The 22,416-nt window shown below is 64.6% G+C and carries 23 protein-coding genes and 1 tRNA gene; 9 read left to right on the top strand and 15 right to left on the bottom strand.

The window, feature by feature from the left end:
- Positions 1–57 precede the first annotated feature (57 nt).
- Positions 58–948, top strand: coding sequence for a LysR substrate-binding domain-containing protein (locus tag AB4Z51_RS07835; RefSeq protein ID WP_441497213.1), 891 nt, complete (start codon positions 58–60; stop codon positions 946–948).
- 223 nt (positions 949–1,171) lie between these two features.
- On the opposite strand, the gene AB4Z51_RS07830 is transcribed toward AB4Z51_RS07835, so the two are convergent.
- The 3 genes from AB4Z51_RS07830 to AB4Z51_RS07820 all read right to left on the bottom strand — a co-directional run bounded on the left by AB4Z51_RS07830 (position 1,172) and on the right by AB4Z51_RS07820 (position 4,391).
- A complete protein-coding gene (locus tag AB4Z51_RS07830) occupies positions 1,172–2,137 on the bottom strand; it encodes a Bug family tripartite tricarboxylate transporter substrate binding protein (protein WP_085398761.1) in 966 nt (321 codons plus the stop codon).
- 33 nt (positions 2,138–2,170) lie between these two features.
- Positions 2,171–2,953 carry a histidinol-phosphatase gene (gene hisN / locus AB4Z51_RS07825; protein WP_014491808.1) on the bottom strand — a complete coding sequence of 261 codons (783 nt, stop codon included), beginning with the start codon at positions 2,951–2,953 and terminating at the stop codon, positions 2,171–2,173.
- Between the two features lie 547 nt (positions 2,954–3,500).
- Complete coding sequence (locus AB4Z51_RS07820; protein WP_014491809.1) at positions 3,501–4,391, bottom strand: N-formylglutamate amidohydrolase; 891 nt, start codon at positions 4,389–4,391, stop codon at positions 3,501–3,503.
- Positions 4,392–4,720: 329 nt separating this feature from the next.
- Between AB4Z51_RS07820 and cpdR the strand changes: the two genes are divergently transcribed.
- Positions 4,721–5,080, top strand: coding sequence for a cell cycle two-component system response regulator CpdR (gene cpdR / locus AB4Z51_RS07815; RefSeq protein WP_007597092.1), 360 nt, complete (start codon positions 4,721–4,723; stop codon positions 5,078–5,080).
- 73 nt (positions 5,081–5,153) lie between these two features.
- Positions 5,154–5,228, top strand: a tRNA-Val gene (locus AB4Z51_RS07810).
- 218 nt (positions 5,229–5,446) lie between these two features.
- On the opposite strand, the gene AB4Z51_RS07805 is transcribed toward AB4Z51_RS07810, so the two are convergent.
- A complete protein-coding gene (locus tag AB4Z51_RS07805) occupies positions 5,447–5,971 on the bottom strand; it encodes a DUF4440 domain-containing protein (RefSeq protein WP_085398768.1) in 525 nt (174 codons plus the stop codon).
- Positions 5,972–6,130: 159 nt separating this feature from the next.
- Positions 6,131–7,429 carry a heme-binding protein gene (locus tag AB4Z51_RS07800; RefSeq protein WP_085398762.1) on the bottom strand — a complete coding sequence of 433 codons (1,299 nt, stop codon included), beginning with the start codon at positions 7,427–7,429 and terminating at the stop codon, positions 6,131–6,133.
- 472 nt (positions 7,430–7,901) lie between these two features.
- On the opposite strand from AB4Z51_RS07800, the gene AB4Z51_RS07795 reads away from it, so the two are divergent.
- Entirely contained in the window at positions 7,902–8,375 is a 474-nt protein-coding gene (locus tag AB4Z51_RS07795; RefSeq protein ID WP_085398769.1) for an L-2-amino-thiazoline-4-carboxylic acid hydrolase, read from the top strand.
- 11 nt (positions 8,376–8,386) lie between these two features.
- Positions 8,387–8,632 carry a hypothetical protein gene (locus tag AB4Z51_RS07790; RefSeq protein WP_085398770.1) on the top strand — a complete coding sequence of 82 codons (246 nt, stop codon included), beginning with the start codon at positions 8,387–8,389 and terminating at the stop codon, positions 8,630–8,632.
- Between the two features lie 126 nt (positions 8,633–8,758).
- Here the strand turns inward: AB4Z51_RS07790 and AB4Z51_RS07785 are convergent, their stop codons facing one another.
- Complete coding sequence (locus tag AB4Z51_RS07785) at positions 8,759–9,238, bottom strand: tautomerase family protein (RefSeq protein WP_085398764.1); 480 nt, start codon at positions 9,236–9,238, stop codon at positions 8,759–8,761.
- Between the two features lie 344 nt (positions 9,239–9,582).
- On the opposite strand from AB4Z51_RS07785, the gene AB4Z51_RS07780 reads away from it, so the two are divergent.
- On the top strand, positions 9,583–9,825 hold the full coding sequence (locus tag AB4Z51_RS07780; RefSeq protein ID WP_085398765.1) for a hypothetical protein: 243 nt from the start codon (positions 9,583–9,585) through the stop codon (positions 9,823–9,825).
- Between the two features lie 11 nt (positions 9,826–9,836).
- Here AB4Z51_RS07780 and AB4Z51_RS07775 read toward each other — a convergent pair whose 3' ends face one another.
- A complete protein-coding gene (locus AB4Z51_RS07775) occupies positions 9,837–10,304 on the bottom strand; it encodes an NUDIX hydrolase (RefSeq protein WP_085398766.1) in 468 nt (155 codons plus the stop codon).
- Between the two features lie 230 nt (positions 10,305–10,534).
- Here AB4Z51_RS07775 and AB4Z51_RS07770 point away from each other — a divergent pair, with 230 nt between their 5' ends.
- Positions 10,535–10,957: a RidA family protein gene (locus AB4Z51_RS07770; RefSeq protein ID WP_063985690.1), complete on the top strand. Its 423-nt coding sequence runs from the start codon at positions 10,535–10,537 to the stop codon at positions 10,955–10,957.
- A 12-nt stretch (positions 10,958–10,969) separates the two neighbouring features.
- Here the strand turns inward: AB4Z51_RS07770 and AB4Z51_RS07765 are convergent, their stop codons facing one another.
- A complete protein-coding gene (locus AB4Z51_RS07765; protein WP_085398771.1) occupies positions 10,970–12,058 on the bottom strand; it encodes an enolase C-terminal domain-like protein in 1,089 nt (362 codons plus the stop codon).
- 195 nt (positions 12,059–12,253) lie between these two features.
- Between AB4Z51_RS07765 and AB4Z51_RS07760 the strand changes: the two genes are divergently transcribed.
- Positions 12,254–13,816, top strand: a complete 1,563-nt coding sequence (locus tag AB4Z51_RS07760; protein WP_085398767.1) for an adenylate/guanylate cyclase domain-containing protein — start codon at positions 12,254–12,256, stop codon at positions 13,814–13,816.
- A gap of 353 nt (positions 13,817–14,169) precedes the next feature.
- On the opposite strand, the gene AB4Z51_RS07755 is transcribed toward AB4Z51_RS07760, so the two are convergent.
- From AB4Z51_RS07755 to AB4Z51_RS07735, 5 genes are all read right to left on the bottom strand, one after another.
- Positions 14,170–15,393 (bottom strand): ABC transporter substrate-binding protein, encoded by a 1,224-nt coding sequence (locus AB4Z51_RS07755; RefSeq protein WP_135214796.1) that lies wholly within the window; start codon positions 15,391–15,393, stop codon positions 14,170–14,172.
- 382 nt (positions 15,394–15,775) lie between these two features.
- The gene (locus tag AB4Z51_RS07750; RefSeq protein ID WP_085403430.1) at positions 15,776–16,708 is read right to left on the bottom strand and encodes an alpha/beta hydrolase; all 933 of its coding nucleotides are present in this window, start codon (positions 16,706–16,708) and stop codon (positions 15,776–15,778) included.
- Positions 16,709–16,851: 143 nt separating this feature from the next.
- Positions 16,852–17,367 carry a hypothetical protein gene (locus AB4Z51_RS07745; RefSeq protein ID WP_094184312.1) on the bottom strand — a complete coding sequence of 172 codons (516 nt, stop codon included), beginning with the start codon at positions 17,365–17,367 and terminating at the stop codon, positions 16,852–16,854.
- Between the two features lie 20 nt (positions 17,368–17,387).
- The gene (locus AB4Z51_RS07740; RefSeq protein ID WP_135214797.1) at positions 17,388–19,010 is read right to left on the bottom strand and encodes a flavin monoamine oxidase family protein; all 1,623 of its coding nucleotides are present in this window, start codon (positions 19,008–19,010) and stop codon (positions 17,388–17,390) included.
- Between the two features lie 328 nt (positions 19,011–19,338).
- Entirely contained in the window at positions 19,339–19,908 is a 570-nt protein-coding gene (locus AB4Z51_RS07735) for an alpha-ketoglutarate-dependent dioxygenase AlkB (RefSeq protein ID WP_085403428.1), read from the bottom strand.
- A 79-nt stretch (positions 19,909–19,987) separates the two neighbouring features.
- Between AB4Z51_RS07735 and AB4Z51_RS07730 the strand changes: the two genes are divergently transcribed.
- Entirely contained in the window at positions 19,988–20,128 is a 141-nt protein-coding gene (locus AB4Z51_RS07730) for a hypothetical protein (protein ID WP_007597071.1), read from the top strand.
- Here the strand turns inward: AB4Z51_RS07730 and AB4Z51_RS07725 are convergent.
- The gene (locus AB4Z51_RS07725) at positions 20,125–21,711 is read right to left on the bottom strand and encodes an ATP-binding protein (RefSeq protein WP_085403427.1); all 1,587 of its coding nucleotides are present in this window, start codon (positions 21,709–21,711) and stop codon (positions 20,125–20,127) included. The two genes, AB4Z51_RS07730 and AB4Z51_RS07725, sit on opposite strands and share 4 nt — an antisense overlap.
- Entirely contained in the window at positions 21,708–22,412 is a 705-nt protein-coding gene (locus tag AB4Z51_RS07720) for a response regulator (protein WP_085403426.1), read from the bottom strand. Before AB4Z51_RS07720 ends, AB4Z51_RS07725 begins: the two co-directional genes overlap by 4 nt.
- Positions 22,413–22,416: the final 4 nt, after the last annotated feature.

The following is a 22,416-nucleotide window of genomic DNA, read 5'->3' as shown; positions in this document are numbered from 1 at the left end:
ATCTGAAGGTTACGGAGACAGCCTTCGTTCCTGGCGGAGGCTGAGGAGAATCCGACCATGCGCTTCGACCTCGTCGACCTCCAGCTCTTCATCGCGGTTGCCGACCAGCGCAGCATCACGCGCGGCGCCGAGCGATCGAATCTCGCCTTGGCCTCTGCCAGCGCGCGCATCAAAGGGCTCGAGGACGCGCTCGGCGTCGCGCTGCTCAAGCGTGGGCGGCGCGGTGTCGAGCTGACTGCGGCGGGCGAGAGCCTGCTCGATCATGCACGGGTCGTGATGCACCAGGTCGACGCCCTGCGCGGCGATCTCGCCGGCTTTGCCAGCGGCGTGCGCGCGAGTGTGCATTTTCTCGTCAACACCTCGGGGCTGTCGGAGCATCTGCCGAAGGCGCTGGCGGGTTTCCTGCGCGAGCATCGCGACGTCGCCATCGACATCGAGGAGCGCGAGAGCACCGATATCGCGGCAGCAATCACCGCCGGTGCCGCCGATCTCGGCTTTGCCGCCGAGCACGCGCTGCCTGATCATATCGAGCGTTTCGTCTTCAGCGAGGACCACCTGACATTGGTGACGTCGCGGCGCGGCCCGTTCGCGGGCCGTCGCCAGATCGATTTTCAGGAGACGCGGGATTGCGAATTCGTCGGGCTCACCAGCGCCACTGCACTCCAGATGCACATTTCGAAGCACGCCGCCCGGCTCGGCATGCGTCCGCATTACCGTGCGCGTCTGCGCGATTTCGACGCGATCTGTCAGATGGTCGCCGCTGACGTCGGCATCGCCCTGGTGCCGATATCCGCCGCCCGCCGCTGCGCCAAGCTGRTGCCGCTGGCCATGGTCCGCCTGCGTGATGCCTTCGCCAACCGCAAGCTCGTGATCTGCGCCCGCAGCTTCAAGGCGCTGCCAAGGCCGGCCAAGATGCTGGTGGAGCATTTAAGGGCAGAGGCGGCGTGAGGGCGGCTTTTTGATGTGAGCCTACGTTGCGGCGGTGCGCACAACTGCGCTCCCTCCCCCCTTGCGGGGGAGGGAGGGGGAGAGGGGTACCCAGAAAAAGGTGTCTCTGTCGCGAAGAAGAGAGATCGATGGAGTCCCCGTGTGGACCCCTCTCCCTGGCCCTCCCCCGCAAGGGGGGAGGGAACGCACCTGTCGCGTTGTGAGGCCGTTCGCCTACCGCGCGCTACTTCGCCGTCTCGACTCCGGCATCCTTGATCACCTTCGCCCACTTCGCGGTCTCGTCCGCGATGAAGCTGCGAAAATGCTCCGGCTCGTCGCCAATCAGGGTCGCGCCTTGGGCGGCGAGCTTTTCCTTTACGGCCGGATCCGCCATGGCCTTCGTCGCCAGGCCATGCAGCGCGGTGACGATCTCCTTCGGCGTGCCCTTCGGCGCCACCATGCCGTACCAGTTCTCGATACGAAGATCGGCAAAGCCCGCTTCCGCGGTGGTCGGCACGTCGGGCGCGGTCGCGGAGCGCTCGGCCGAGCCGACCGCGATCGGCTTCAACGCGCCCGCCTTGACCTGCGGCAGCAGCACCGGAAGATCCAGGAAGGTCATCTGCACCTGCTGGCCCAGGAGATCGTTCACCGCGGGAGCAGCGCCACGATAGGGCACGTGGACGATGTCGATCTTGGCCGTCAGCTTGAACAATTCGCCGGCGAGGTGCGGCAGGCTGCCGGGGCCGGAGGAGGCGAAATTGAGCTTTCCGGGCTGCGCCTTGGCGAGCGCGATCAGCTCGCCGATGTCCTTTGCGGGCACGTTGGTGGCAACCACCAGCATTTCCGGCACGGTCGCAACCAGCGTCACCGGCGTGAGGTCGCTCGCGGTGTCGTAGGCGACCCGCTCCATGCTCGGGCTGATCGCGAGCGCGCCGGCTGAGGAGATGGCGATGGTGTAGCCGTCGGGCGCGGCCTTGGAGACCGCGTCGGTGCCGAGCACGCCGCCCTGGCCGCCGCGGTTGTCGATCAGCACCGGCTGCCCTGACAGCTCCGACATGCGCTGGCCGATCACGCGGGCAATGATGTCGTTGGGCCCGCCGGCCGGGAACGGCACGATCAGCTTGATCGGTTTTGCGGGGAAATTCTGCGCGGAGGCGAGGGCGGGAAACAGGAGCAGGAATGCAAGGAGGAGCTTAGGCCAGTTGTTCATGCAGGCTCTTTTCATGCACGCTCCTTGGGGCGCTTATCCGTTGAGCAGTTTCAGTGCTTCTTCGTGAACTCTTGCATCGCCGGCCGCGATGATGCGGCCGCCGCCCTGGGCCGGCTTGCCTTCCCAGGTGGTGACGACGCCGCCGGCGCCGGTCACGATCGGGATCAGGGCGGCGATGTCGTAAGGCTTCAGCTCGGTCTCGACCACGAGATCGACGTGACCGGCCGCCAGCATGCAATAGGAGTAGCAGTCGCCGCCATAGCGCGACAGCCGCGCGCCCTGTTCGATGCGGCTGAAGATGGCGCGGTCGCGTTCGTTCATCAGCAGCGGGCTGGTGGTGTAGCTCGTTGCTTCCGACAGCGAGGCGCAGCGACGGACCTGGAGCCGGCGCTCGCCGGACGGGCCTTTATAGGTGGCCGAGCCGTTGTCGCCGGAGAAGCGCTCGCCGATGAAGGGCTGGTGCATCATGCCGTACACCGGCGCGCCCTTGTGCAGCAGCGCGATCAGCGTGCCCCAGATCGGAAAGCCGCCGATGAAGGATTTCGTGCCGTCGATGGGGTCGAGCACCCAGACATAATCGGCGTCCTCGCGCTCGTTGCCGAATTCCTCGCCGACGATGCCGTGCTGGGGGAAGCTCGCCTTGATCAGCCGGCGCATCACCGCCTCCGCGGCGCGGTCGGCCTCCGTAACGGGGTCGAAATCCTTGGTCTTGCTCTTGTCGTCGATCGACAGCGAGGTGCGGAAGAACGGCAGGATGGTTTCGCCGGAGGCGGTGGCGAGCCGTCCGATGAAGGCTGAGAAGTCGATCACCGTCACGGCGCATCCTCAAAACGAAAGTCGGGTGAAGCTCGCTCCTGCCTAGCTCAATTCGCTTCTCGCGTGCAGCGCTGAGTTGGTTTGCTCCCTGGTATTTTGGATGCCGCAACCGGCTGCCCCATCCCAGTCATATGCTGGCCAAATATCGATCATAGAGTTGAAAACTTAGTTCCGAGTATGCCTTGTTCGTATGCAAACGGTTATCAACCCATTGAATTTCCTTATCAAAGAAACTGAATCTGGGTTTCGCTATAAGCAATTGAGCCATGTGCATATTGCATGGGAAACGGCTCAAAAGCCCTTGCACTTTGTGCGTCGCGGCCGCATATTGTTGCGGTGCGGTAGCGCTCTGCGTTACCGCTGCCCTCCTTGGGCGTTTCCTCCCTAGACTTGGGCCGCTTCTTCATCAGAAGCGGCCCTTTTTTCTTTGAGCCTCGATCTTCACTTCGAGCGCGCGAAAACGCGAAGCGAAGATTCGGCGCACGATACGCTGGCAGCTTGATCTGATGTTTGATCGGCGGCGCGATCGCGCGGCGACGGCTCGCTATTATTCCGCCGCGGCCTGGAACGGGCCGAGATCGCCGAACGGGATCGTCGTCGCCAGCACGTCGGCGAGCACGCCGAAGTCGCTTGCCACTTGCGCAAAGCGCGGACTGCGCTCGCGCCGCCGCTCGTCCATGTAGATCGCGCGGTTGAGCTCGAGCTGCACCGCGTGCAGCCCGCTCGCGGGGTTGCCGTAATGCTCGGTAATGAATCCGCCGGCATAGGGCTTGTTGCGGCCGATCGAATAGCCGAGCCCGCCCATGGTCTCCTCGACCCTGTCCGGAAGCAGCGGCGTGCAGCTCGTGCCGTAGCGGTCGCCGATCACGATGTCGGGCCGCCGCGGCTCGTCCCTGCTGACGCCGACCGAGGGCATCGAGTGGCAGTCGACCAGCACCACGGTGCCGAACATCTGGTGCACCTTGTTGATCAGCCGGCGCAGCGCGCGATGATAGGGCTTGTAGAGCGTCTCGATCCGCGCCAGCGCATCGTCGACCAGGATGCGTTCGCGATAGATCTCCTGGCCGTCGCCGACCACGCGCGGGATGGTGCCTAACCCGCCGGCGACCCGCATCGAGCGGGTATTGGCAAAGCTCGGCAGCCGTCCGGTGAACATGCGGGGATCGAGCTCATAAGGCTCGCGATTGACGTCGACATAGGAGCGGGGAAAGTTGACCCGCACGGTCGGAAAGCCGCGCTCGCTCAAATGGCCGATCAGCTCGTCCATGAAGGAATCTTCGGACCGCCGCAGCGTCGTCAGGTCGATCCTGGAGGCGCTGAGGAATTCGTCCGGATAGGTCGAGCCGGAATGGGGCGAGTTGAAGATGACAGGCGCGCGCCATTGCGCGGGCTCCACGATCTCGAAGGCGGGCGACACGTCGCCGTCAAACCGGGTCATCTTCTCAGGCTTCGTCCCTTCGCGCCGCGGGATCCGGGTCTCGGATCGAATTGATTCGGCCGGTGGAGCGGCTCTTATGTGTCGTCATTGTCTGGAATCGCAACCATTCTGCCAAGCGAAAAGATGTGATCGGCGCTGGAACATGTCTTAACCGTGTGGGCAGGGAAGCGGGGATGCGCCAGCGCGGCTCGATTGATTCGTGCCGCATTCGGGTTCACAAGGGACCGGCAGCGCAGCCAGCCCAGGGTAAAGATTTTCACCCCAAATTTACCCTCTGTCGGGCTTAGTAACCTCTGCTGATATCCTCTGGGGATTTGACGTTTCCTGCCATGCCCAAAATCCTGCTCGCCGAAGACGACAACGACATGCGCCGTTTCCTGGTCAAGGCGCTGGAAAACGCTGGTTTTCAGGTCTCGTCCCATGACAACGGCATGGCCGCCTATCAGCGGCTCCGGGAAGAGCCGTTCGAGATGCTGCTGACCGACATCGTGATGCCGGAGATGGACGGCATCGAGCTCGCCCGCCGGGCCTCGGAACTCGACCCCGACATCAAGATCATGTTCATCACCGGCTTCGCCGCGGTCGCCCTGAACTCGGATTCGGACGCCCCCAAGAACGCCAAGGTGCTGTCCAAGCCCGTGCATCTGCGCGAATTGGTCAGCGAAGTGAACAAGATGCTGGCGGCCTAAATCGGCCCCCTTCGGTCCTTGCACCGGCTCCCCTGAGCCGTTATAGGGACCCGACCCGATCTAGAGACATCTAGGGCGCGTAGCTCAGCGGGAGAGCACTACCTTGACATGGTAGGGGTCACAGGTTCGATCCCTGTCGCGCCCACCATCCTTCGCTCGCGATAGCGAGAGAAGGATGCCACGCCGAAGCCCAAAGGGCGCAGGCGGGCTGCCCGCGGCGAGCTTCGGCCAGGCAAGCCCAAACAATCCGCGATTGCGAAGCCTGCGTGTAGCCCGGATGGAGCGAAGCGCAGTCCGGGGTGTATCCTCTCCGACGCTGTCCCGGATTACGGTGCGCTCCATCCGGGCTACGATTCTGGATCGCGGCTATTTCAGTTCCGTGTTCGCGACCGGCAGGACCGAGGCGACGGACCAGCCGTTCGCATCCCGCACGTAGGTCTGGCTGATCAGAAACGTATTCTGTTGGGCCGGCTTGCCGGGAAGGCCGCGCGTGAAGACGATGGGAACGAGGACCTGCATCACCTCGTTCGAGATCACGGCGACGTGGAATTTCGACATATCGGGTTCGAGGTGCCAGGTGCCCTCGTAGTAGCCCTTGAAGCGGTCCGCGACCGCATCACGGCCTCTGGTTTCGATGCCTCTCGCAAACAACAGCGTGCCGGGCGAATTCCACAGCATGGCCTTCACATCGTCCGCGTTGTGCGCATTCTGCGCGGCAATGAATTTTTCGAAGATGGTTCGCGCCTCGGCATCATCTGCCGCGGCCAGCGCCGGCCCGGCTGACCAGGCGGTCGCCGCGAGAAACAGCGCTGCAGCAATTGCCGCAACATGACCGCGCCGTGCAAATCGTCGTAGCCTGATGGAGCCGCGAGACATCTTGGAAGGGGGCATGATCATCTCTCTTTTGGATGACAATGATCATACCATTGATCGTGCCGCCGGCTTTTCAGGATCGCGCGAGCGGCGGTCACCGTCGCATCACGGATGCGTTGGTTCAGGCCACGTCCGATACCGCGGACGTGGCGCATCGTCGTCACACCGCCATCCGCCTCACGTCAGCGGCAACAGATGATCCGGGATCGGCACGGGTGCGGCCGGCACCAGCGATGCGACCGAGACGTGCGGCCAGGTCAGCCCGGCGAAATCCAGCATGACCTTCTGTGAATACTGGATCTGCGTCGTCGCCACCCTGACGTGGCCGCCCTTGAATCCCTTGTTGGGCACGAACGGGATCGCGGCGACGAAGCTCGGAACCAGCGGCACGTTGCTCCTCTGGCGCGGTTGCAGGATCACCGGCGGCGTTCCGGGCGGCAGGGCCGGCACGTCGATGTCGTAAACCACCGTCTCGATCCAGAACACTGCGTCCATCTGGAAGGCGTTGGCGTTCGAGCCATTGCCGCCCGGTGTCGGAACGGGCAAGCCCTGAAGGAACGCGATGTTCGCGGCGCCGCCGGCAAAGCTCGGCGCCTGCGGATGCGGGCCGGGCGAGGGGATGGCCGGCAAGGGGCCGCCGGACAGCGGTGTGCCGGGCTTCGTCGAGGTCTCGATGACGATGGTCTGCGTGATGGTCTGATGCGCGATCTGATCGCGCAGCACCGTGTTCGGGTCGGTGATCATCGCCTGGGTGAGCTTGCCGGAAGCCATCAGTGCGGTCAGATCCTGAGGTAGCCTGCGAGTCGTCTTGTTGGTCGCGGTCTGGTTCTGGAATGTGATCTTGTTGCCCGGATTGCCGCCGATGAACGGTGTGATGTCGATGGCCGCGATGGTTGGCTTACCGGCGACCGGAGGCAGCGCGGTGCCTTGCGCAGTGATCGTCGTGCCGTGCGGGATCGACGCCATGCGCGCGACGGTGAACGGCTCGTGCGGATTGGTGGTGGCGGGCACCGCCAGCCAGATGCCGGGTTCGAAGTGAATGCCCACGGGCGTTCCCGTGGTGATGTCGTTGATGGTCTGGAGATACGGCACGCCGTTGAGGAATGCATCTGCCTGCTGCAGCGAGCCGCGATTGGGGATCGAGCCAAGATTGTTCGAGAACGACATCGTCTCGTCGGTGAGATTCAGCTCCAGCACGTTGTCGTCGGGGTCGGTGGTGCTGATCGGCCCCGGCATCGGCGTCGGCGTGATCTTGCTGTCGGGCCGGAAGATCGTATTGAATCCCTGTCCTGTGAAGGTGCCCGTGAAGGCCGACAGCGGACCGAGGATGGGCGGCAAGGTGACCGGCGGACGCGCAGCTCGCGCGGCGGCCCCCGCGGCGGGCTGCGCGGCGTCCCTGAACACCTCGTCGACCTCGTGGATGGAGAAATTCGCGGTCTTGGTGAATGCACTGGTGAGTGGTTTGGGCTCGTCCATGGTGATCCCTCGCGGTGCTGCAACTGTCGATGCCGGCATTTCCCCGGGCCGGCTGTCCGGGCAGGTGAGTCCTGCGCTATTGCGCCTCGTGATCCCGATCGCGTCTCGTGATCCGCCCGATGCCGGGCATGACAACATCGTTCACGCGCGCTCATGCGCGCGTGCCGACTACGAACATTGATCGGCCCTACGTTGTTGGCCGGGCCGGATACTGAACGGATCTGCGTGAATCGATCGTGATTTTCAACTTGTGGTTCGGGCAAATATGCGGTCGGGAAATAGCCGAGCCCTGCGAACTGAGTGAAGCATTGCTTCCTTCTCCGTGCTCGAAAATGAGATCATCAAAATGGAGGTCGGGCGCCTGGCCGGCTTCGGTTATGCTGGGCTATCATACAACCTTAAGATGGTCGCAAATGTGTGCCAGGTCACAGGGCCAAAGAGTCGCAGCAACGAGAGACGAGCGAGGCTGCCCATGAGCGTTTCCGTCATCGAGCAAGCAAAGATCCAGGCGCAGGTGCTGGTGCCGCTGGTCAAGGCATTGCAGGCCGAGCTCGGCGAGGCGCGCGCCAACGCGCTGGTGCGCAAGGCGCTCGGCGATCTCTATCGCGGCTTCGGTGAGGAGTTCTGGAAAACGAAGAACGAGACCGATCTCGGCAACGCTGTATCGTCGGCGTTCAAGACCTATGCCCGCGACGACGCGCTCGCCTATGACGTCGTCGAGCAGACGGCGGACACCTTCGCGTTCGACGTGACGCGATGCGCCTATGCCGAGTTCTACAAGGCGCTGGGCGAACCGGAGCTCGGCTTCCTCCTGGTCTGCACCGCCGATTTCGCGACCGCGGAAGGGTTTGGTCCCGACGTCAGGCTCACGCGCACGCAGACGATCATGCAGGGCGCCAGCCATTGCGATTTTCGCTACCGGCGCGATGCGGGGGGATCACGGTGAAGGGAATGCAAATGATGCGGGCAAGCTGCCTTGCCATGGCTGCGCTGGCGCTGATGGCATCACGCGCCGATGCGGCGATCATCGATTGGCAGGCCGAGCTCCAGCGCTGCCGCGTGCTGCGGCAGAACGTGGCGCCGCTGCTTCAGGCCGGCGAGGGAATATCCGCCGTCGGCCGCTCCAACAGATCCGTCCGTCGCTGCATCTGGATCCAGCGCATGGCGGTGCGCAAGAAAATCCCCGGCGCGGAGGCGTGGTAGCAGGCGCCCGTCAGGTGGACTGGCTCTTCTGCCGGAGCAGCAGGTCCTTCAGTCCTGTCGGATAGAGGCTCGGTCCGCCCTGCGGAGCGGCGTCTTGCGTCGATCGACAGTCCTGCGGGCGTCGCCTCAGCCGGCGGACACGCCCGGCTTGAACAGGGCTCCGACCGGCAGCTTTTCCTGGAGGTCATACGAACTCGGCCGGTTCTCCTTGACCCATCTTGTTTCGGCGTGGGATTCGAATGGCGGCGGAATTTGCCCCTGAATCGACCAAAGGTCGGCCGGTAGCTCGTCGATGGTGACCTCCCAGTCGTATCCCCGGTCCTTGACGTAGGGCGCGATCAACTTGTCGACTGCTTTCACCCACCATTCCCTGATGACGGGGCCGGGCATCGTCCTCGCCATGTGGTCGATCTTGAAGCGGACGAATTTCTCGTGCGAAGCTCCGCCGACATAGACCGAACCTGCGGCGACTTCCTCGAAGATCATCACGGCGTAGAATTTCGGGATGGGAATCCTCGCATACATTGCGGTGACCTTCTCTGCGAATTCCTTCTTGTCATGAGCCGAGTAGGCCCCGACGGGGTGATAGACTTTCCACAACGGCACTCGAGTTCTCCTTGACGTTGGCTGGTTCTTAGGGAAGCCCGCGCAGCATTTGGTATGATGGGGATAATATCACTGACTGCGCCGTCGGCTCTTCAGGATCTGGCGACCCGCGGTAACCGCTGAATCACGTCTGCGTTGGCTCAGCCTTGTTGGGGCCGCCACAGCTGGGCGAGCCGGAGCTCGGCTTTTCTCCTTTGTCTGCACTTCCGACTTCGCGACTGCGGAAGGGTCCGGCCCYGACGTCAAGCTGACGCGGGCGCAGACCATCATGCAAGGCGCGCGAGCCATTGCGACTTCCGCTACCGGCGCGACGCGGGGGGATCACAGTGAAAGGAATGCGAACGATGCGGGCGACCTGTCTTGCAATGGCTGTGCTGGCGCTGATGGCGTCATGCGCGGATGCGGCGGTGATCGACTTGCAGGCCGAGCTCCAGCGCTGCCGGGCGCTGCGCGCGAACATCGCGCCGCTGCTTCAGGCCGGCGAGGGGATATCCGCCGTCGGCCGCTCCAACAGATCCGTCCGTCGCTGCATCTGGATCCAGCGCATGGTGGTGCGCAAGAAAATCCCCGGCGCGGAGGTTTGGTAGCCAGGCGCCCGTCAGGCGGACTGGCGCTTCCGTCGGAGCAGTACATCCTTCAACCCGTTCGGATAAAGGCTCGGCCCGCCCTCGACGTCGAGCTCCGCAAGATCGAACCAGCGTGCGACGATCTCTTCGCCGTTATCCTCGCGGAAGTCGATGCGGTCCTGGCCGCTGAACGCGCCGTCTGGAAGCGCGACCTCGGCGATGAACATCACCTCATGCCCGGTCGATCCCTCGTGCAAAAAAATGTTCTCCATCACCAGCGGCTCGCCCGTGATGGTGATGTCCACGCCGAGCTCTTCGTTGAATTCGCGCACCAGCGCAGTCCGCCAGCTCTCGCCGAACTCGATCTCGCCGCCGAGCGGGCGAACGCCCTTGATCCGCGCCGCATCGTCGCGCACCTCGGCCGCCAGCAGCCGCCCGCCCCGCCAGTGCAGGCCGAGCGCGACGACGCGGATGTGAGGGTGGGGCCGCCACGTGGACATGGGGGCATCGTTATCGTGCCCGCCGGCGCTGCGCAATGCGCGGTGGCGAGGCCTTGTCGGGCTTGATCCGCACTGCCTTCGGCATGCAAATGCTTCGCAGCCTTGATCCGTGAACCTCCGCCTGCCATTGTCCGGTCATCCATGACGGCGACGAGCCTGGTGAGATACAATTTGCGGGGTTCGGCGAAACGTGTCGCTTCGCCGGACGTGACGAGAAGGCAGTTTTCGAGATGAACAGCGTGAACAAGCCCGGCGGCAACTATTTGCCGGTGATCATCCATGGTGGAATTGCGTATGTCAGTGGTCAGCTGCCGCGTCGCGGTGAGGACCTGCTGTATGCGGGCAAGGTCGGCGCAAATGTCGATATCGCGGCCGCGCAGGAGGCCGCTGCTCTTTGCGCCGATCTCTGCATTTCGGCCATCAACCACGCAACAGGCGGAGAGGACAGGATCGTCCAGGTCCTGCAGCTCGTTGGATACATTGCTTCAGCGCCCGGATTTACCCAGCAGTCGCAAGTCATGAATGGGGCCTCCGACCGGCTGATCGAGCGCTTGGGCGATCGCGGTCGTCACACGCGCACGTCTGTCGGCGTCGCCGAGTTGCCGCGGGGCGCTCCCGTCGAGCTGAGTATGATTGCCGCTGTTCGGTCGTAAGAGGCGGTCTTATCAGACGAGATACTTCTTCACCGCTGCCTCGTCCCACGCGATCCCGTTGCCGGGCTCCTCGCCCGGCAGGGCAAAGCCGTCCTTGATCGTCAGCCGTGTCGCCAGCACCGCGTCGGCCCAGTCGACATATTCCAGCCAGTGCGCGGTCGGCGTCACGCAGAGCAGGTGCGCGCTGACCTCCGAGAACAGGTGCGTCGACATCTCGATGCCGGCGGCATGTGCGAGCGAGGCGGCGCGGAGCCACCCGGTGACGCCGCCGATGCGCTGCACGTCGGGCATCACGTAGTCGCAGGCCTCAGCGGACAGCGCCGCCTGCATCGAGAAGGCGCTGTCAAAATTCTCGCCGATCTGGACCGGCGTGCGGAGCGCATCCGCAATGCGCGCGTTACCAGCGTAATCGTCGTGGCGGATCGGCTCCTCGATCCAGGTCAGCCCCTCGTCGTCGAGCATCTCGCCGCGGCGGATGGCCTCGGTCACCGTCAGGGCCTGGTTGTAGTCGCACATCAGCGTGACCTGATCGCCGACGGCCTTGCGCACCGCGCGCACCACGGCGAGATCCTCCCGCGCATCGGGCCGGCCGACGCGGATCTTTGCCGCGTGAAAACCTTCGGCCAGCAGCTTGTGGGCTTCGTCCACCGCGGCGCCCGCCGGCATGATGCCGAGTCCCTTCGAATTGTAGGCCCTGACCGGCTTCGGCGCGCCGCCGAGCAGGCGCGCCAGCGGCAAGCCTTTGCTGCGCGCCAGCGCATCCCATGCCGCCATGTCGATGCCGGATTGCGCCAGCCGCTGCAGGCCGGCGAGGCCGAGCAGGGTGAAGCGCTGGGTCAGCTTGCGCTCGATCTCGAACGGCAGCARCTCGTCGCCGGCGACGAGCTCCGACATTTCCGTGACCATCGCCGTCAGCGGCTTCAAGGCCGACGGCGTGATCGAGAACAGATAGGCATGCCCCACCGCGCCCTGGTCGGTCTCGCAGTCAATCAGCACCAGCGGCGCCTTTGCGACCGCGCCGGTCGAGGTCTTGAGCGGCAAATTCATCGGCACGATCACGGGGCGCGCATTGAAGCGCCTGATGCGGATGGTCTCGGTCATATGGAGGATCTCCCGGCGGAGTGAATGCAGGTTCATGCCGATCTTAAACATTCGCCATGAAACGAAAAGCCATTTGCTGCGACCCACCATGAAATGGGGTTGCGCGGCCTCGCATTTGCGGGCTCTGTGCCGCCGCAAGCTCTTGCCGCGAATTCCCGGGATTTGCGTCAAGATCGCACACGACGGAGCCACAGGGTGAAACAAGAGATCTCCGAAGAACAGCGCAAGAGCGGCATCCTCACGGGGGCCGTGATCGCCTTGCTCCTGCTCGCTTTGCCGGTCGCGGTGTGGCTGGACCTGACCGACCTCAGCAAGACCGCGCTGCGCCGGCAGGCCGCCGACCTCAACTCGGTGATCACGAGCGTGCGCAGCTACTATGCGTCCAACGTGGTCGGCCGCATCCTGGCTAACCCAAACGGCACCACCAGGGTCGTGCACAATTACGAATCCGTCCCCGGTGCGATCCCGATCCCGGCGACGCTGTCGCTGGAGCTCGGACGGGTGATCGGCGCGCAGCAGGAGAACATCGCCTACCGCTTCGTCTCGGATTTCCCGTTCCAGAACCGCGCCGCGCACCAGCTCGACAAGTTCGAGAAGGACGCGCTCGACGCGCTTCGCAAGGACCCCGAGCAGAAGATCGTCGAGACCGAGACCTCGCTGTTCTCCGACAAGGTCCGCCTGGTCGCGCCCGTCACGATGGGCCCGGCCTGCGTCAGCTGCCACAACAGCCACCCCGAGAGCCCGAAGAAGGACTGGAAGGTCGGTGACATCAGAGGCATCCAGGAGGTGATCATCGCGCAGCCGATCGCCGCCAACATCTTCTCGTTCAAGTTCCTGCTGGCCTATTTCCTGATCGCCGCCGGCTGCGGCCTGTCGTTCCTCTCGCTCCAGCGCCGCCAGGCCGGCCGTATCAAGGGCATGAACAAGGAGCTCGAATCCGCCAACGACTTTCTGGCTTCGTTGTCGATGAAGATCTCGCGCTACATCCCGCCGCAAGTCTACAAGAGCATCTTCAGCGGCCAGAAGGACGTCACCATCCACACCGAGCGCAAGAAGCTCACGATCTTCTTCTCCGATATCCAGAATTTCACGGCGACCGCCGAGCGGCTGCAGCCGGAATTGTTGACCCAGCTCCTCAACGAATACTTCACCGAGATGTCGGCGATCGCCCATGAATATGGCGGCACCATCGACAAATTCATCGGCGATGCCATGCTGATCTTCTTCGGCGACCCCGAGACCAGGGGCGACCGTGCGGACGCTGAGGCCTGCCTCCAGATGGCCTGGCGCATGCAGCAGCGTCTTGCCGAACTCAATGCGAAGTGGCGCGCCTCCGGCATCGAGCAGCCGTTCCGCTCGCGCATGGGTATCAATTCCGGCTATTGCAATGTCGGCAATTTCGGCAGCAGCGACCGCATGGACTACACCATCATCGGTGCCGAAGCGAACCTCGCCGCGCGTCTGCAATCGATCGCCGAGCCCGGCGGAATCGTGCTGAGCTACGAGACCTTCGCGCTGGTCAGCGACATCGTCCGCGCGCACGCGCTGCCCGCGATCACGATGAAGGGCATCAGCCGCGAAATCATTCCCTATTCGGTCGACGCGCTCAACGACGCTGCGGCGGAGAAGAGCGGTGTCATCACCGAGCGCGCGCCCGGCCTCGAGCTGTATCTCGACCCCGCCATGGTGAAGTCAGGCGATGCAGCACGCGTCCGCTCGCTGCTGGAAAACGCGCTGGCTTCGCTGAAGCCGGCGTGAAGGTGCTCTTACCCTCCCCTGGAGGGGGAGGGTCGATCGCGCGCAGCGCGAGCGGGGTGGGGTGATCTCTCAACACGGGCAGTGTTCGATGCGGAGAGACCGTCACCCCACCCCGCCTCATGTCTCGCTTCGCTCAACATGAGCCGACCCACGGGCGAGCTACGCTCGTCCCGGACCCCTCCAGGGGAGGGTAAGGGCCGACCTCTCACAACGCGACAGGTGCTCTCCCTCCCCCCTCTTGTCCGCCGCAGCCTTGGCGAAGGCGGATGCGGGGGAGGGCGGGGGAGAGGGGTGGCCCAGCAAAAGGTGCGTGCCTGAACGCCGCGCTGCACCAACCAGCGTCGACGCGAGACTCACCGCGCCGCGCCCTCCGTGAACGCGGTCTCGATCACATCGCCAAAAGGCTGCCAGGAACGGCCGTCGAACTGGACAAGCCGCATCTGCTTGATCGGCAGATAGCTGTTGGGCGAGGTGCTCATCCTGATGTTGGGCAACGCAACGGAGGGCTGCTGATCCCTCAGCGAAGCCGCCTGACGCATGATGTTCTCGCGCGACAGGTCGTCGCCGCATTGCTTCAGCACCTGTGTCAGCGCCTCGGCTGCGCCGTAGCCGTAGACCGCGGCGCTGTTGTTGGTGCTTTCGACGTGATGGTACTTGTCCATGAAGGCGAACCAGTCCTTCATGGCGGGGTCGTTCTTCCATGCGGGGTCGCTCGGATCCTTCAGGAAGGCCGCCGAGATCACGCCGGACGAATTCTCCAGGCCCGCGGGCGCCATCGCGTTGGCGATCGAGGCGGAGGCGTCGTTGACGATGATGACCGGGCGCCATTTGAGTGACGCCGCCAGCTTGATCACCTTGGACGCCGTCGACGGCACGCCGAGAAAGACGAAGATGTCCGCGCCCGCGCGCTTGAGGATCGAGACATGCCCTTCGAGATGCTCATCGGCAATGTCGAAGGCGATGTCGACGAGGACAAGGCGGTTCAGGTCGCCAAGACCTTCCTGGATGCCCCTGTAGAGCATGCGTCCGAACTGGTCGTTCTGCCAGAGCACCACGATCTTCTTCTTGGGGTAATAGGCCTGGATGTAGTTGGCATAGATGCGCCCCTCCGACCGGAACGACGGCTGCCAGCCCATGGTCCAGGGAAACGCCTTGGCCTGGCTCAGCTCCTCGTCGCCGGATGCGACGAACAGCTGCGGGATTCTCTTCTCGTTCAGGTACCAGCGCGTGGCGATATTGCCGGGCGTGCCGAACGAGCCGAACATCAGGTGTACGTCGTCCTTCTCGACCAGATTGCGCGTCAGCTCCAGCGCGGTGGCCGGATCGGAATTGTCGTCGCGCGTGATGAAGCGGATCTTGCGGCCGTTGATGCCGCCGCGCGCGTTGACCATGTCGAAATAGGCGGCCTCCGCCTGGCCGATGGCGCCGAATTCCGAGAGCGGTCCCGAATACGGCATCACGTTGCCGATGCGGATTTCATCGCCGCTCGCGGGTTGTTCGGCGTGTTGCTGGGACATCGCGCCAAGCGACGCGATAGCGATCATCGAAACGAACAGCATCCTGCCGATGACGCGCATGCTCGATACCTTGATATTGGCCCCTCCAAGAGGTCGGCTCAATCCGCACCAAGTCCGCTTGATCTACGTCAAGCGTTTGTCAAAGCTGTGGCTTGATCGCCCGCTTCAAGGCGACGCATCGCGAACGAAACGACAGCCGTGTTGACGGGCCATCAATCGACAGAGCGTGCCGTGTGGCACCCCTCTCCCTAACCCTCCCCCGCAAGGGGGGGGAGGGAACGCATCTTTCGTTTGGCGAGTGACTCCATTCATTAGCGCGTCGGCGATGAGGGCACAGCGTGGCCACGTGCTCCGCTGCGCTCCCTCCCCCTTGCGGGGGAGGGCGGGGGAGAGGGGTGGCCCAGCAAAAGGTGAAAGTCGTCGCGCCGCCCGCAACGCGCCGCTACGGCAGCTCCCGCGCCTCGAGCTGATGCACCAGCAGCAGCGTCGGTTCGGCGAGGCTGTCGCCGGAGCCGTCGAGGCCGAAGGCGGCGGCGATGCCGTCGCGGCTGCGCAGCAGCGTGCTGCGCGGGCAGTGGCCGGCGCCGCACAGCGTCTTCTTCAAGGTCTCGCCCTGCGCCACGAGGCTCGCGGGATCGTTCGCGGCCCAGGCCAGCACGATCGGCGCATCGACGTTGAGGATGCCGGGGAAGACCGACCGCTTGTCATATTGGGTGGGGTCAGTGCCGAGATAGGCCTTCTCGCTGTCGCTCGCGTCCTTGCCCGCGCGGTAGATCCCGGACACCAGCACGACGGCGGCGACATCGGCGCGGTCGGTCTGGAACTCGGGATGCGCCAGCAAGGTGGCGACATGGAAGGCGCCGGCGCCGTAGCCGACCGCGACGATCTCGCGGGCATCGCCATTGAACAGGTCGATATTGCCGTGGACCCAGGATAGCGCCGCCGCGACGTCGGTTGCACCCATCGGCCAGGTCGCCGCAGGCGCAAAGCGATAGTTGACGCGCACGCCGATCATGCCGTTGCGCGCGGCAAAGCACATCGCCTGGTCCTGGACCTCGCGGGACAGGTCCGGCGCGCCGCGATCGCCGGTAAAGGTGTCGCCCCCCACGAACAGCAGCACGGGCCGGGGCGTATCCGCCTTGGTCTCGCTGCTGGTGGCGACGTCGAGCACATTGGCCTCGCTGTCGCCGTAGCGCAGCCCGCGCGAGAAGGAGATCTGCTCGCACAGCCGCGCGGTGCCACCGGCGGTCGTGTCGTTGTCGGTGAGGCCCACCCGGACGAGATTGGACGGCCCCGTGAGCCGCGCCGGCAATGGGCCGTGTGCCGAGGCTGCCGTCATGCCCAGGATGAGAAAGAAAGCGAGATAATTCTTCATGTTGGTATGTTGGTGCCGGCCCTGCGTGCCCGATATGGGTTCGCGCGTTTGGCCCGTCTTTTCAATTCGCCTTATTAGTTAGTTGGTCTTGAGGCGATTTCACGGCACCCGGTTTCTTGCCCATGTTCTTGCCCATGCGCGGTTCAATTCCCCGGCTGGAAGGTGCAGTCGGCTCCGCTCCCGTCCTTGCGGCGGATGGCATTGGGGTCGATCGTGCAGCTCAGCTTGCTCAGGCTCTCGAAGTTCGATCCCGCCGCACCATCGGGCGGAATGCCGGCGAGCGCTTCTGTCGCGAAAATTTCATTGGCCGTCGAGCCGTTCACGGTCCTGCTCTTCTTGCCGAAGGTCAGCTCGCAATTGCGTAACGTGATGTCGACATTGCCGGTGCGGCAGACGATTCTGTCCACAGTCACCACGATCGGCTTCTTGTAGGGAATCTCGGCATTGGCGGCGAACAGCATCGCCACCGCCTTCCTCTCGGCGCCGGTCAGGTCCGGCGACAGCGGCGCGATCACGCCCGCGAGCGCCAGCGCCGTCGAGCCCGAGACTTTCGCAGGCGTTGCCCCCGAGGCTCCGGTGGCGTTGAGCGCGCCGGCAAAAGCGAGCGCGGCGACGATGCGGGCCCAAATCCTGGATCGGGCCCTTGTCGTGAATGTCATTCGCGTCGCTTCCTCTCCGGTCACGGCTTCGCCGCCGCAAGGCGCCCCGAACCTATGACAGAATTGCTAGTCCGGGCAGAGCCATGCGCTTCAGGCTGCTTGTCGATGGCCTTGATGATCGCAGCCGCCGCCGTCTGGCCGGACTGGAGAGCCCCTTCCATGTAACCGAAATACGCAAAGCAGGTGTGCTCACCGGCAAAGAACAGGCGGTCCTCGAAGCCCTTGGCCAGCAACGGCCCGGCGAGGCAGACCTCGCCGGGGGCGGGACAGGAGTAGCCGGCGGCGGTCCATTCGTCGCGCGGCCAAGCCATGAACTCCGGCTGATCGGCCAGATGCGCGACATAGCCCTTGTAGACGCTGCCGATCTGCTGCGCGTAGAACAAGTCGACCTGCGTCTGGTCACCGGGCCGGTAGTGCTTGAGAGCTTCCGCCGCGACGTCGGCGCCGGCAAACAGGCTGAGCTCGACCGGTTGCTCCGGCGGGGCGATCTGGTTGTCCGTCCCTTCCCAGGTGACACCGAACTGGTTCGAGATGGCGGTCGGGGCGAGGCCCTCGCCGATCCAGAAGCGCTTCTTGAGCGGGCTGAGATATTTCACCGCCGTCCCCATCGTGACGTAGTAGTCGTGCGGCAGGTGGGGCGTGATCGTGATCTTGGCGTTGGGTGAGTCCGGCCACAGGCTCGGGGGTATCGCGAGCACGGCATAGTCGGCGGCGAAGGGCGCGCGTGCCGTTCCGTTGCCGGAGGGGCTGAATTCCAGGGTCACGCCTTCACTGTCGATGCGGATGGCGCGCACCGGCGTCGACAGGTGGGTGCTGGCGCCGTTGTCCTTGATGTCCTGCGCGAGACGAATGGCGAGCTCCTGATTGCCTTCCGAGCAGCGCAAAGTCTCGGTCTGGGTGAAGAAGGCGTCGATCTGGTCCTTCATCCGTCCGCCCGCGACGACGGCCAGATTAGCAAGAAGGCTCTGCTTGGTGGTCGGCTGGCCGGCGTCGTTGGAGAACTGCTCCTCCATGGCGTGCTTGGTGAGCTTCGAGCAGTCGAGGCTGGCGATCCACTCCGCAATCGTCCTGGCGTCGAGTTTCCTTGCGCCCTTGGCGCGCCAGGGCTTGTCAGGCTTGACCCTGCCGGCCCACCGACTGAGCTTGCCGAAAGCATCGTCCATCTCGTGATAGACCAGCTTCATCTGGCCGTCGGAGAGCTTGTGGCCGTCGAGAAACACCGGCATGTCGAGCTCGAGCGCGTCGAAATTGGTGTCCGAGGTGATGACGGACAGGCCGAGCTCGAACCGCTTGGCATATTTCAGCCAGAGCGGATGGTTGTAGCCGATCAGCTCGCCGCCGGCCTCGACGATCCCGCTCGGCTTCTTCTTGCTGAGAACCCGGCCGCCGAAGCGGTCGCGGGCCTCGAACAGCGTCACCTCGCAATGCGCGACGAGCTCGGAGGCCGCCATCAGGCCGGCGAAGCCGCCGCCGATGATCGCGACTTTCGGGCGTCGCACCGCCAGCGCGCGGAGCGCGGTGGGTGAGCGGATCGTGGGTGGGGTGGGTTGAAGGGCGAGCTTGTCCTTGACCCGCCGCTGGCGCTCCGCCCCCGAAATCCTGGGCCCGTAACGCCGGTGCAGCCGCGCAAACAGCGAACGCATCGCGAGCTTCCCTTGAAAATGTCTTCGGCCGGGACGGCGCCGTGCCGCGCCCTGAAATGCTGCAACATCGGCTAAAAATGGACCGGCCGATAGAATCGAGACTAACTTACAATCTTGCGGAGAGTCGAGTGGCGGCTTCTCTTCCGCCCGAAATCTTGCCCCTGCCCGGCAATTGAAGGGAAAATCCGCGAACCGCGCGGCGATTGCGCGGTGCGGCTGTTTTGGTCCGACGTGTCAAACATTTGGGGCGCGCGACCGCGGCCGCATGCCGGCCGCGCGTTCTACTGTGCATGGGGTTGTTTTCGCAGTTTTAGTTTTGGACCGGCCGTTACACCCGCTTCATCGTCCGGAAGGTGATGGAATAGCGGCGTGCCTCGACCGGCGGGATGCTGTGCTCCCATTGCGACCGCGCCTCGCCGTCCATCATGTAGAGCGAGCGCGGCAGGGCTTCGAGCGCGTGGCGCTTCCATTTGTCGCCGCTGCGGCGGCGGAAGCGGAATTTGCACGGCGAGCCCAGCGACAGGCCGAGGATCTCCTTGAAATGCGGCTTGTCGCGGTGCCAGCCGATGCCGACGCCGGTGTCATATTCGGTGCAGAGCACCTGCCGGACGCTGCCGCCAGCGAGGCCCGCCCAGGCCTCGACCTGCCGCACCACGGGCAGGACCCAGTCCGGGATCGGCTCGGCCTCGGCCAGCCGTTGCAGCGAATAATCATAACGATAGCCGAACGACGCCACCCGGCGGTTGCCCTCGAAGGCGCCGAACTGGAAGCGCTGCAGCGGCAATGCTGCGATGCGGCCGATCAAGTCCTGCTCGACGGCGGCCTCGACGAAGTCATCGGTATAGCGAAGCCCGCCAGGACCGGCTTGCGGTTCGGCGAACAGACCAAGTTGCATCATTCCTCGCATTTCCGTGATGGAACCTATTGGCGGCTGAAGCGACTTACATAGGACACGGAAAAAAACGTGCGAGGCTGTCATGGCAGAGAAGCATACCGCCGATCCGGCAGAGATCATGCGGGCGACCGGTCATCCCGAGCTGGAATATGCCGCCGGCTGGACCATCGCCGGTCTGGTCACCATCGGCACCATCGTCGCCGCCTGGGTGTTCGCGATCTAGGCTATCGGAAACTGGAGCTCGAAGGCCGCGCCCTCGTCGGTCGGCTTCAGCTTGATCGAGCCGCCATGGCTCGCCATCACCGCGCGCGCGATCGCCAGCCCCATCCCGGTGCCGCCCTGGTCGCGGCGGGTGGTGAAGAACGCATCAAAGATCCTGTCGCGGTTCGGCGCCGAAATCGGCTCGCCGTCATTGCAGACCGTCACAAGCAGGGTCGTCCGCTCGTCCACCGCCTCCAGCCTGATGGTCCTCGCCCGGTGCCGCATCGCGTTGTCGGCGAGATGCGACAGCACGATCAGCGCCTTCTCGCCGGACATACCGATCGTCCGATCGAGGCGGCCGCTGGCCTCGATTGAGCTTGCCGGAAACCGGCTCCTGAGGTCGGCGATCACGGGCGCAAGCTCGGTGCGTTCGTTCTGCGGCAGGCTTTCGGCGCGGGCGAGCTCGCGCAGCCGCTGCGCCATCGCCTCCAGCCGCTGCGTGTCCGACAGGATGTTGGCGATGAACGTCTTCTGCTCGGCCGGCGTCAGGCCTTCCGGCTTTCCTTGAAACGAATCCTGCAACAGCTCGGCCGCGCCCTTGATCGAGGTCAGCGGCGATTTCAGCTCGTGGGTGAGGTGGGCCGAGAACGTCGCGATATAGTCCGAGCGCCGCGCCAGCTGCTCGGCCATGCCGAGAAAACTGTGCGACAGCTGGGCGAATTCGCGGGTGCCGTAATGCCGGAGCGGCCGAAACGCCTCGCGATCGCCGCGGCCGATGCGCGCGGCGCGGTCGATCAGCTCGCGCATCGGCAGCGTGATGGTGCGCGAGAATACGAGGCCGATCGCGATCGTGCCGAGGATGACGGCGAGCCCCGCCAGCACGAACTTGGCCCGCTCCTGGTAGAGATGGTCAAAGATGTTGCTCGGCGTCCGCGTGGTGTAGATCACCCCGGCGACGCGGTTGTTGACGATGACGGGCATTGCCGAGAACACGTGCACGCCGAGGCCGCGGCTGAACGAATAGATTGGCGGCGGCGGCCGATCCGGGACGCGGTTGCGCAGCGTGGCGCGGTACTGCCCGTGCAGCGCGTCCGCGACCTCCTCGATATGGGCGAGCGATTGCCCGACCTCGTAGCGCCCGGCGATCACCACGCCCTGCGGATCGAGGATGCGAAAGCCCGCCAGCGTCACCTTCTGGGTCTCGCGGATGATCGGCGTCAGTCTTGCGCCGATCTCGACATAGGCTGGCTGCGCCGGCTGGGGCGCTGCTTGCGCATCCGGCCGCCGCCGCAAGAGATCGTTAGCGGTGAGGTCGAGCGCGGGACGGATCGGGGTGACCTGGTCGCCGGGGTCGGGCAGCACGTTGGGCGGCACCTCGGCGCCGAGTGTCAGGCCGCTGTCGAGCCGCGCTGTGACCTCCTGCGCATAGATCGTCGCGAGCACGCGGCTCTGCGCAATCAGCTCGGCCTGGGTCTGGCGGATGAGCTGGTTGTCGTAGAGGCGGAAGAAGAACAGGCCGACCAGCGGCAGCACGCCGACGGTCGCCAGCACCGTGAAGATCACGAGGGTGAGCGACGGCCGCCATTTGTCGGGCGCTGCGCTCATGCCTCTTTCTCGCAGCGGCCGAGCTTGAAGCCGACGCCGTGGATGGTCTCGATCACGTTGTCGCAGGCCAGCGCCGCGAGCTTGGCGCGGATGTTGCGGATGTGGCTGTCGATGGTGCGGTCGGAGACCTGGATGTTGAGCTGATAGGCCGCCCGCATCAGCTGCTCGCGGTTGAACACCGAGGTCGGCCGGGTCAGGAACGCGCGTAAAATGCCGAACTCGATCGCGGTCAGCTTTAGCGGCGTGCCGGCGAAGGTCGCGACATGCTGTTCGGGATCGATCAGCAGGCCGCCTTGCGACAGCGCGCCCGGCCCGGCCTTGGCCTCGCCATTGCGCGGGCTGAGGCGGCGCAGGATGACGTTGACCCGCGCCACCAACTCGCGCGGGCTGAACGGCTTCGTCACGTAATCGTCGCCGCCAATCTCGAGGCCGAGGATGCGGTCGATCTCCTCGTCGCGTGCCGACAGGAACAGGATCGGCACGTCGGAGGTCTTGCGGATCTCGCGGCAGACGTCGAGACCGTCGAACTCAGGCATGCCGATGTCGAGCACGATCAGATCGGGCCTGCCGGCGGCAAAGCGGGCGAGTGCCTCCTTGCCGTCGCGCGCCTCGATCACGTCCATGCCGGCCTTCTTCAAGGCGACGCGGATGACCTCGCGGATGTGGCCCTCGTCGTCGACGATGAGAATGCGATGCGCCAAGAAC

This window comes from Bradyrhizobium sp. 2TAF36, assembly GCF_052114925.1.
Lineage (GTDB): Bacteria > Pseudomonadota > Alphaproteobacteria > Rhizobiales > Xanthobacteraceae > Bradyrhizobium > Bradyrhizobium barranii.
This window is presented reverse-complemented; position numbering and strand designations above follow the sequence as displayed.

Excerpts from the sequence above, each read along its gene's own strand:
- AB4Z51_RS07830 (WP_085398761.1), bottom strand. The coding sequence starts at position 2,137 with ATGAACAACTGGCCTAAGCTCCTCCTTGCATTCCTGCTCCTGTTTCCC.
- AB4Z51_RS07820 (WP_014491809.1), bottom strand. The coding sequence starts at position 4,391 with ATGACCCGGTTTGACGGCGACGTGTCGCCCGCCTTCGAGATCGTGGAG.
- cpdR (WP_007597092.1), top strand. The coding sequence starts at position 4,721 with ATGCCCAAAATCCTGCTCGCCGAAGACGACAACGACATGCGCCGTTTC.
- AB4Z51_RS07805 (WP_085398768.1), bottom strand. The coding sequence starts at position 5,971 with ATGCCCCCTTCCAAGATGTCTCGCGGCTCCATCAGGCTACGACGATTT.
- AB4Z51_RS07800 (WP_085398762.1), bottom strand. The coding sequence starts at position 7,429 with ATGGACGAGCCCAAACCACTCACCAGTGCATTCACCAAGACCGCGAAT.
- AB4Z51_RS07795 (WP_085398769.1), top strand. The coding sequence starts at position 7,902 with ATGAGCGTTTCCGTCATCGAGCAAGCAAAGATCCAGGCGCAGGTGCTG.
- AB4Z51_RS07790 (WP_085398770.1), top strand. The coding sequence starts at position 8,387 with ATGATGCGGGCAAGCTGCCTTGCCATGGCTGCGCTGGCGCTGATGGCA.
- AB4Z51_RS07780 (WP_085398765.1), top strand. The coding sequence starts at position 9,583 with ATGCGGGCGACCTGTCTTGCAATGGCTGTGCTGGCGCTGATGGCGTCA.
- AB4Z51_RS07775 (WP_085398766.1), bottom strand. The coding sequence starts at position 10,304 with ATGTCCACGTGGCGGCCCCACCCTCACATCCGCGTCGTCGCGCTCGGC.
- AB4Z51_RS07770 (WP_063985690.1), top strand. The coding sequence starts at position 10,535 with ATGAACAGCGTGAACAAGCCCGGCGGCAACTATTTGCCGGTGATCATC.
- AB4Z51_RS07755 (WP_135214796.1), bottom strand. The coding sequence starts at position 15,393 with ATGCGCGTCATCGGCAGGATGCTGTTCGTTTCGATGATCGCTATCGCG.
- AB4Z51_RS07750 (WP_085403430.1), bottom strand. The coding sequence starts at position 16,708 with ATGAAGAATTATCTCGCTTTCTTTCTCATCCTGGGCATGACGGCAGCC.
- AB4Z51_RS07745 (WP_094184312.1), bottom strand. The coding sequence starts at position 17,367 with ATGACATTCACGACAAGGGCCCGATCCAGGATTTGGGCCCGCATCGTC.
- AB4Z51_RS07740 (WP_135214797.1), bottom strand. The coding sequence starts at position 19,010 with ATGCGTTCGCTGTTTGCGCGGCTGCACCGGCGTTACGGGCCCAGGATT.
- AB4Z51_RS07735 (WP_085403428.1), bottom strand. The coding sequence starts at position 19,908 with ATGATGCAACTTGGTCTGTTCGCCGAACCGCAAGCCGGTCCTGGCGGG.
- AB4Z51_RS07730 (WP_007597071.1), top strand. The coding sequence starts at position 19,988 with ATGGCAGAGAAGCATACCGCCGATCCGGCAGAGATCATGCGGGCGACC.
- AB4Z51_RS07725 (WP_085403427.1), bottom strand. The coding sequence starts at position 21,711 with ATGAGCGCAGCGCCCGACAAATGGCGGCCGTCGCTCACCCTCGTGATC.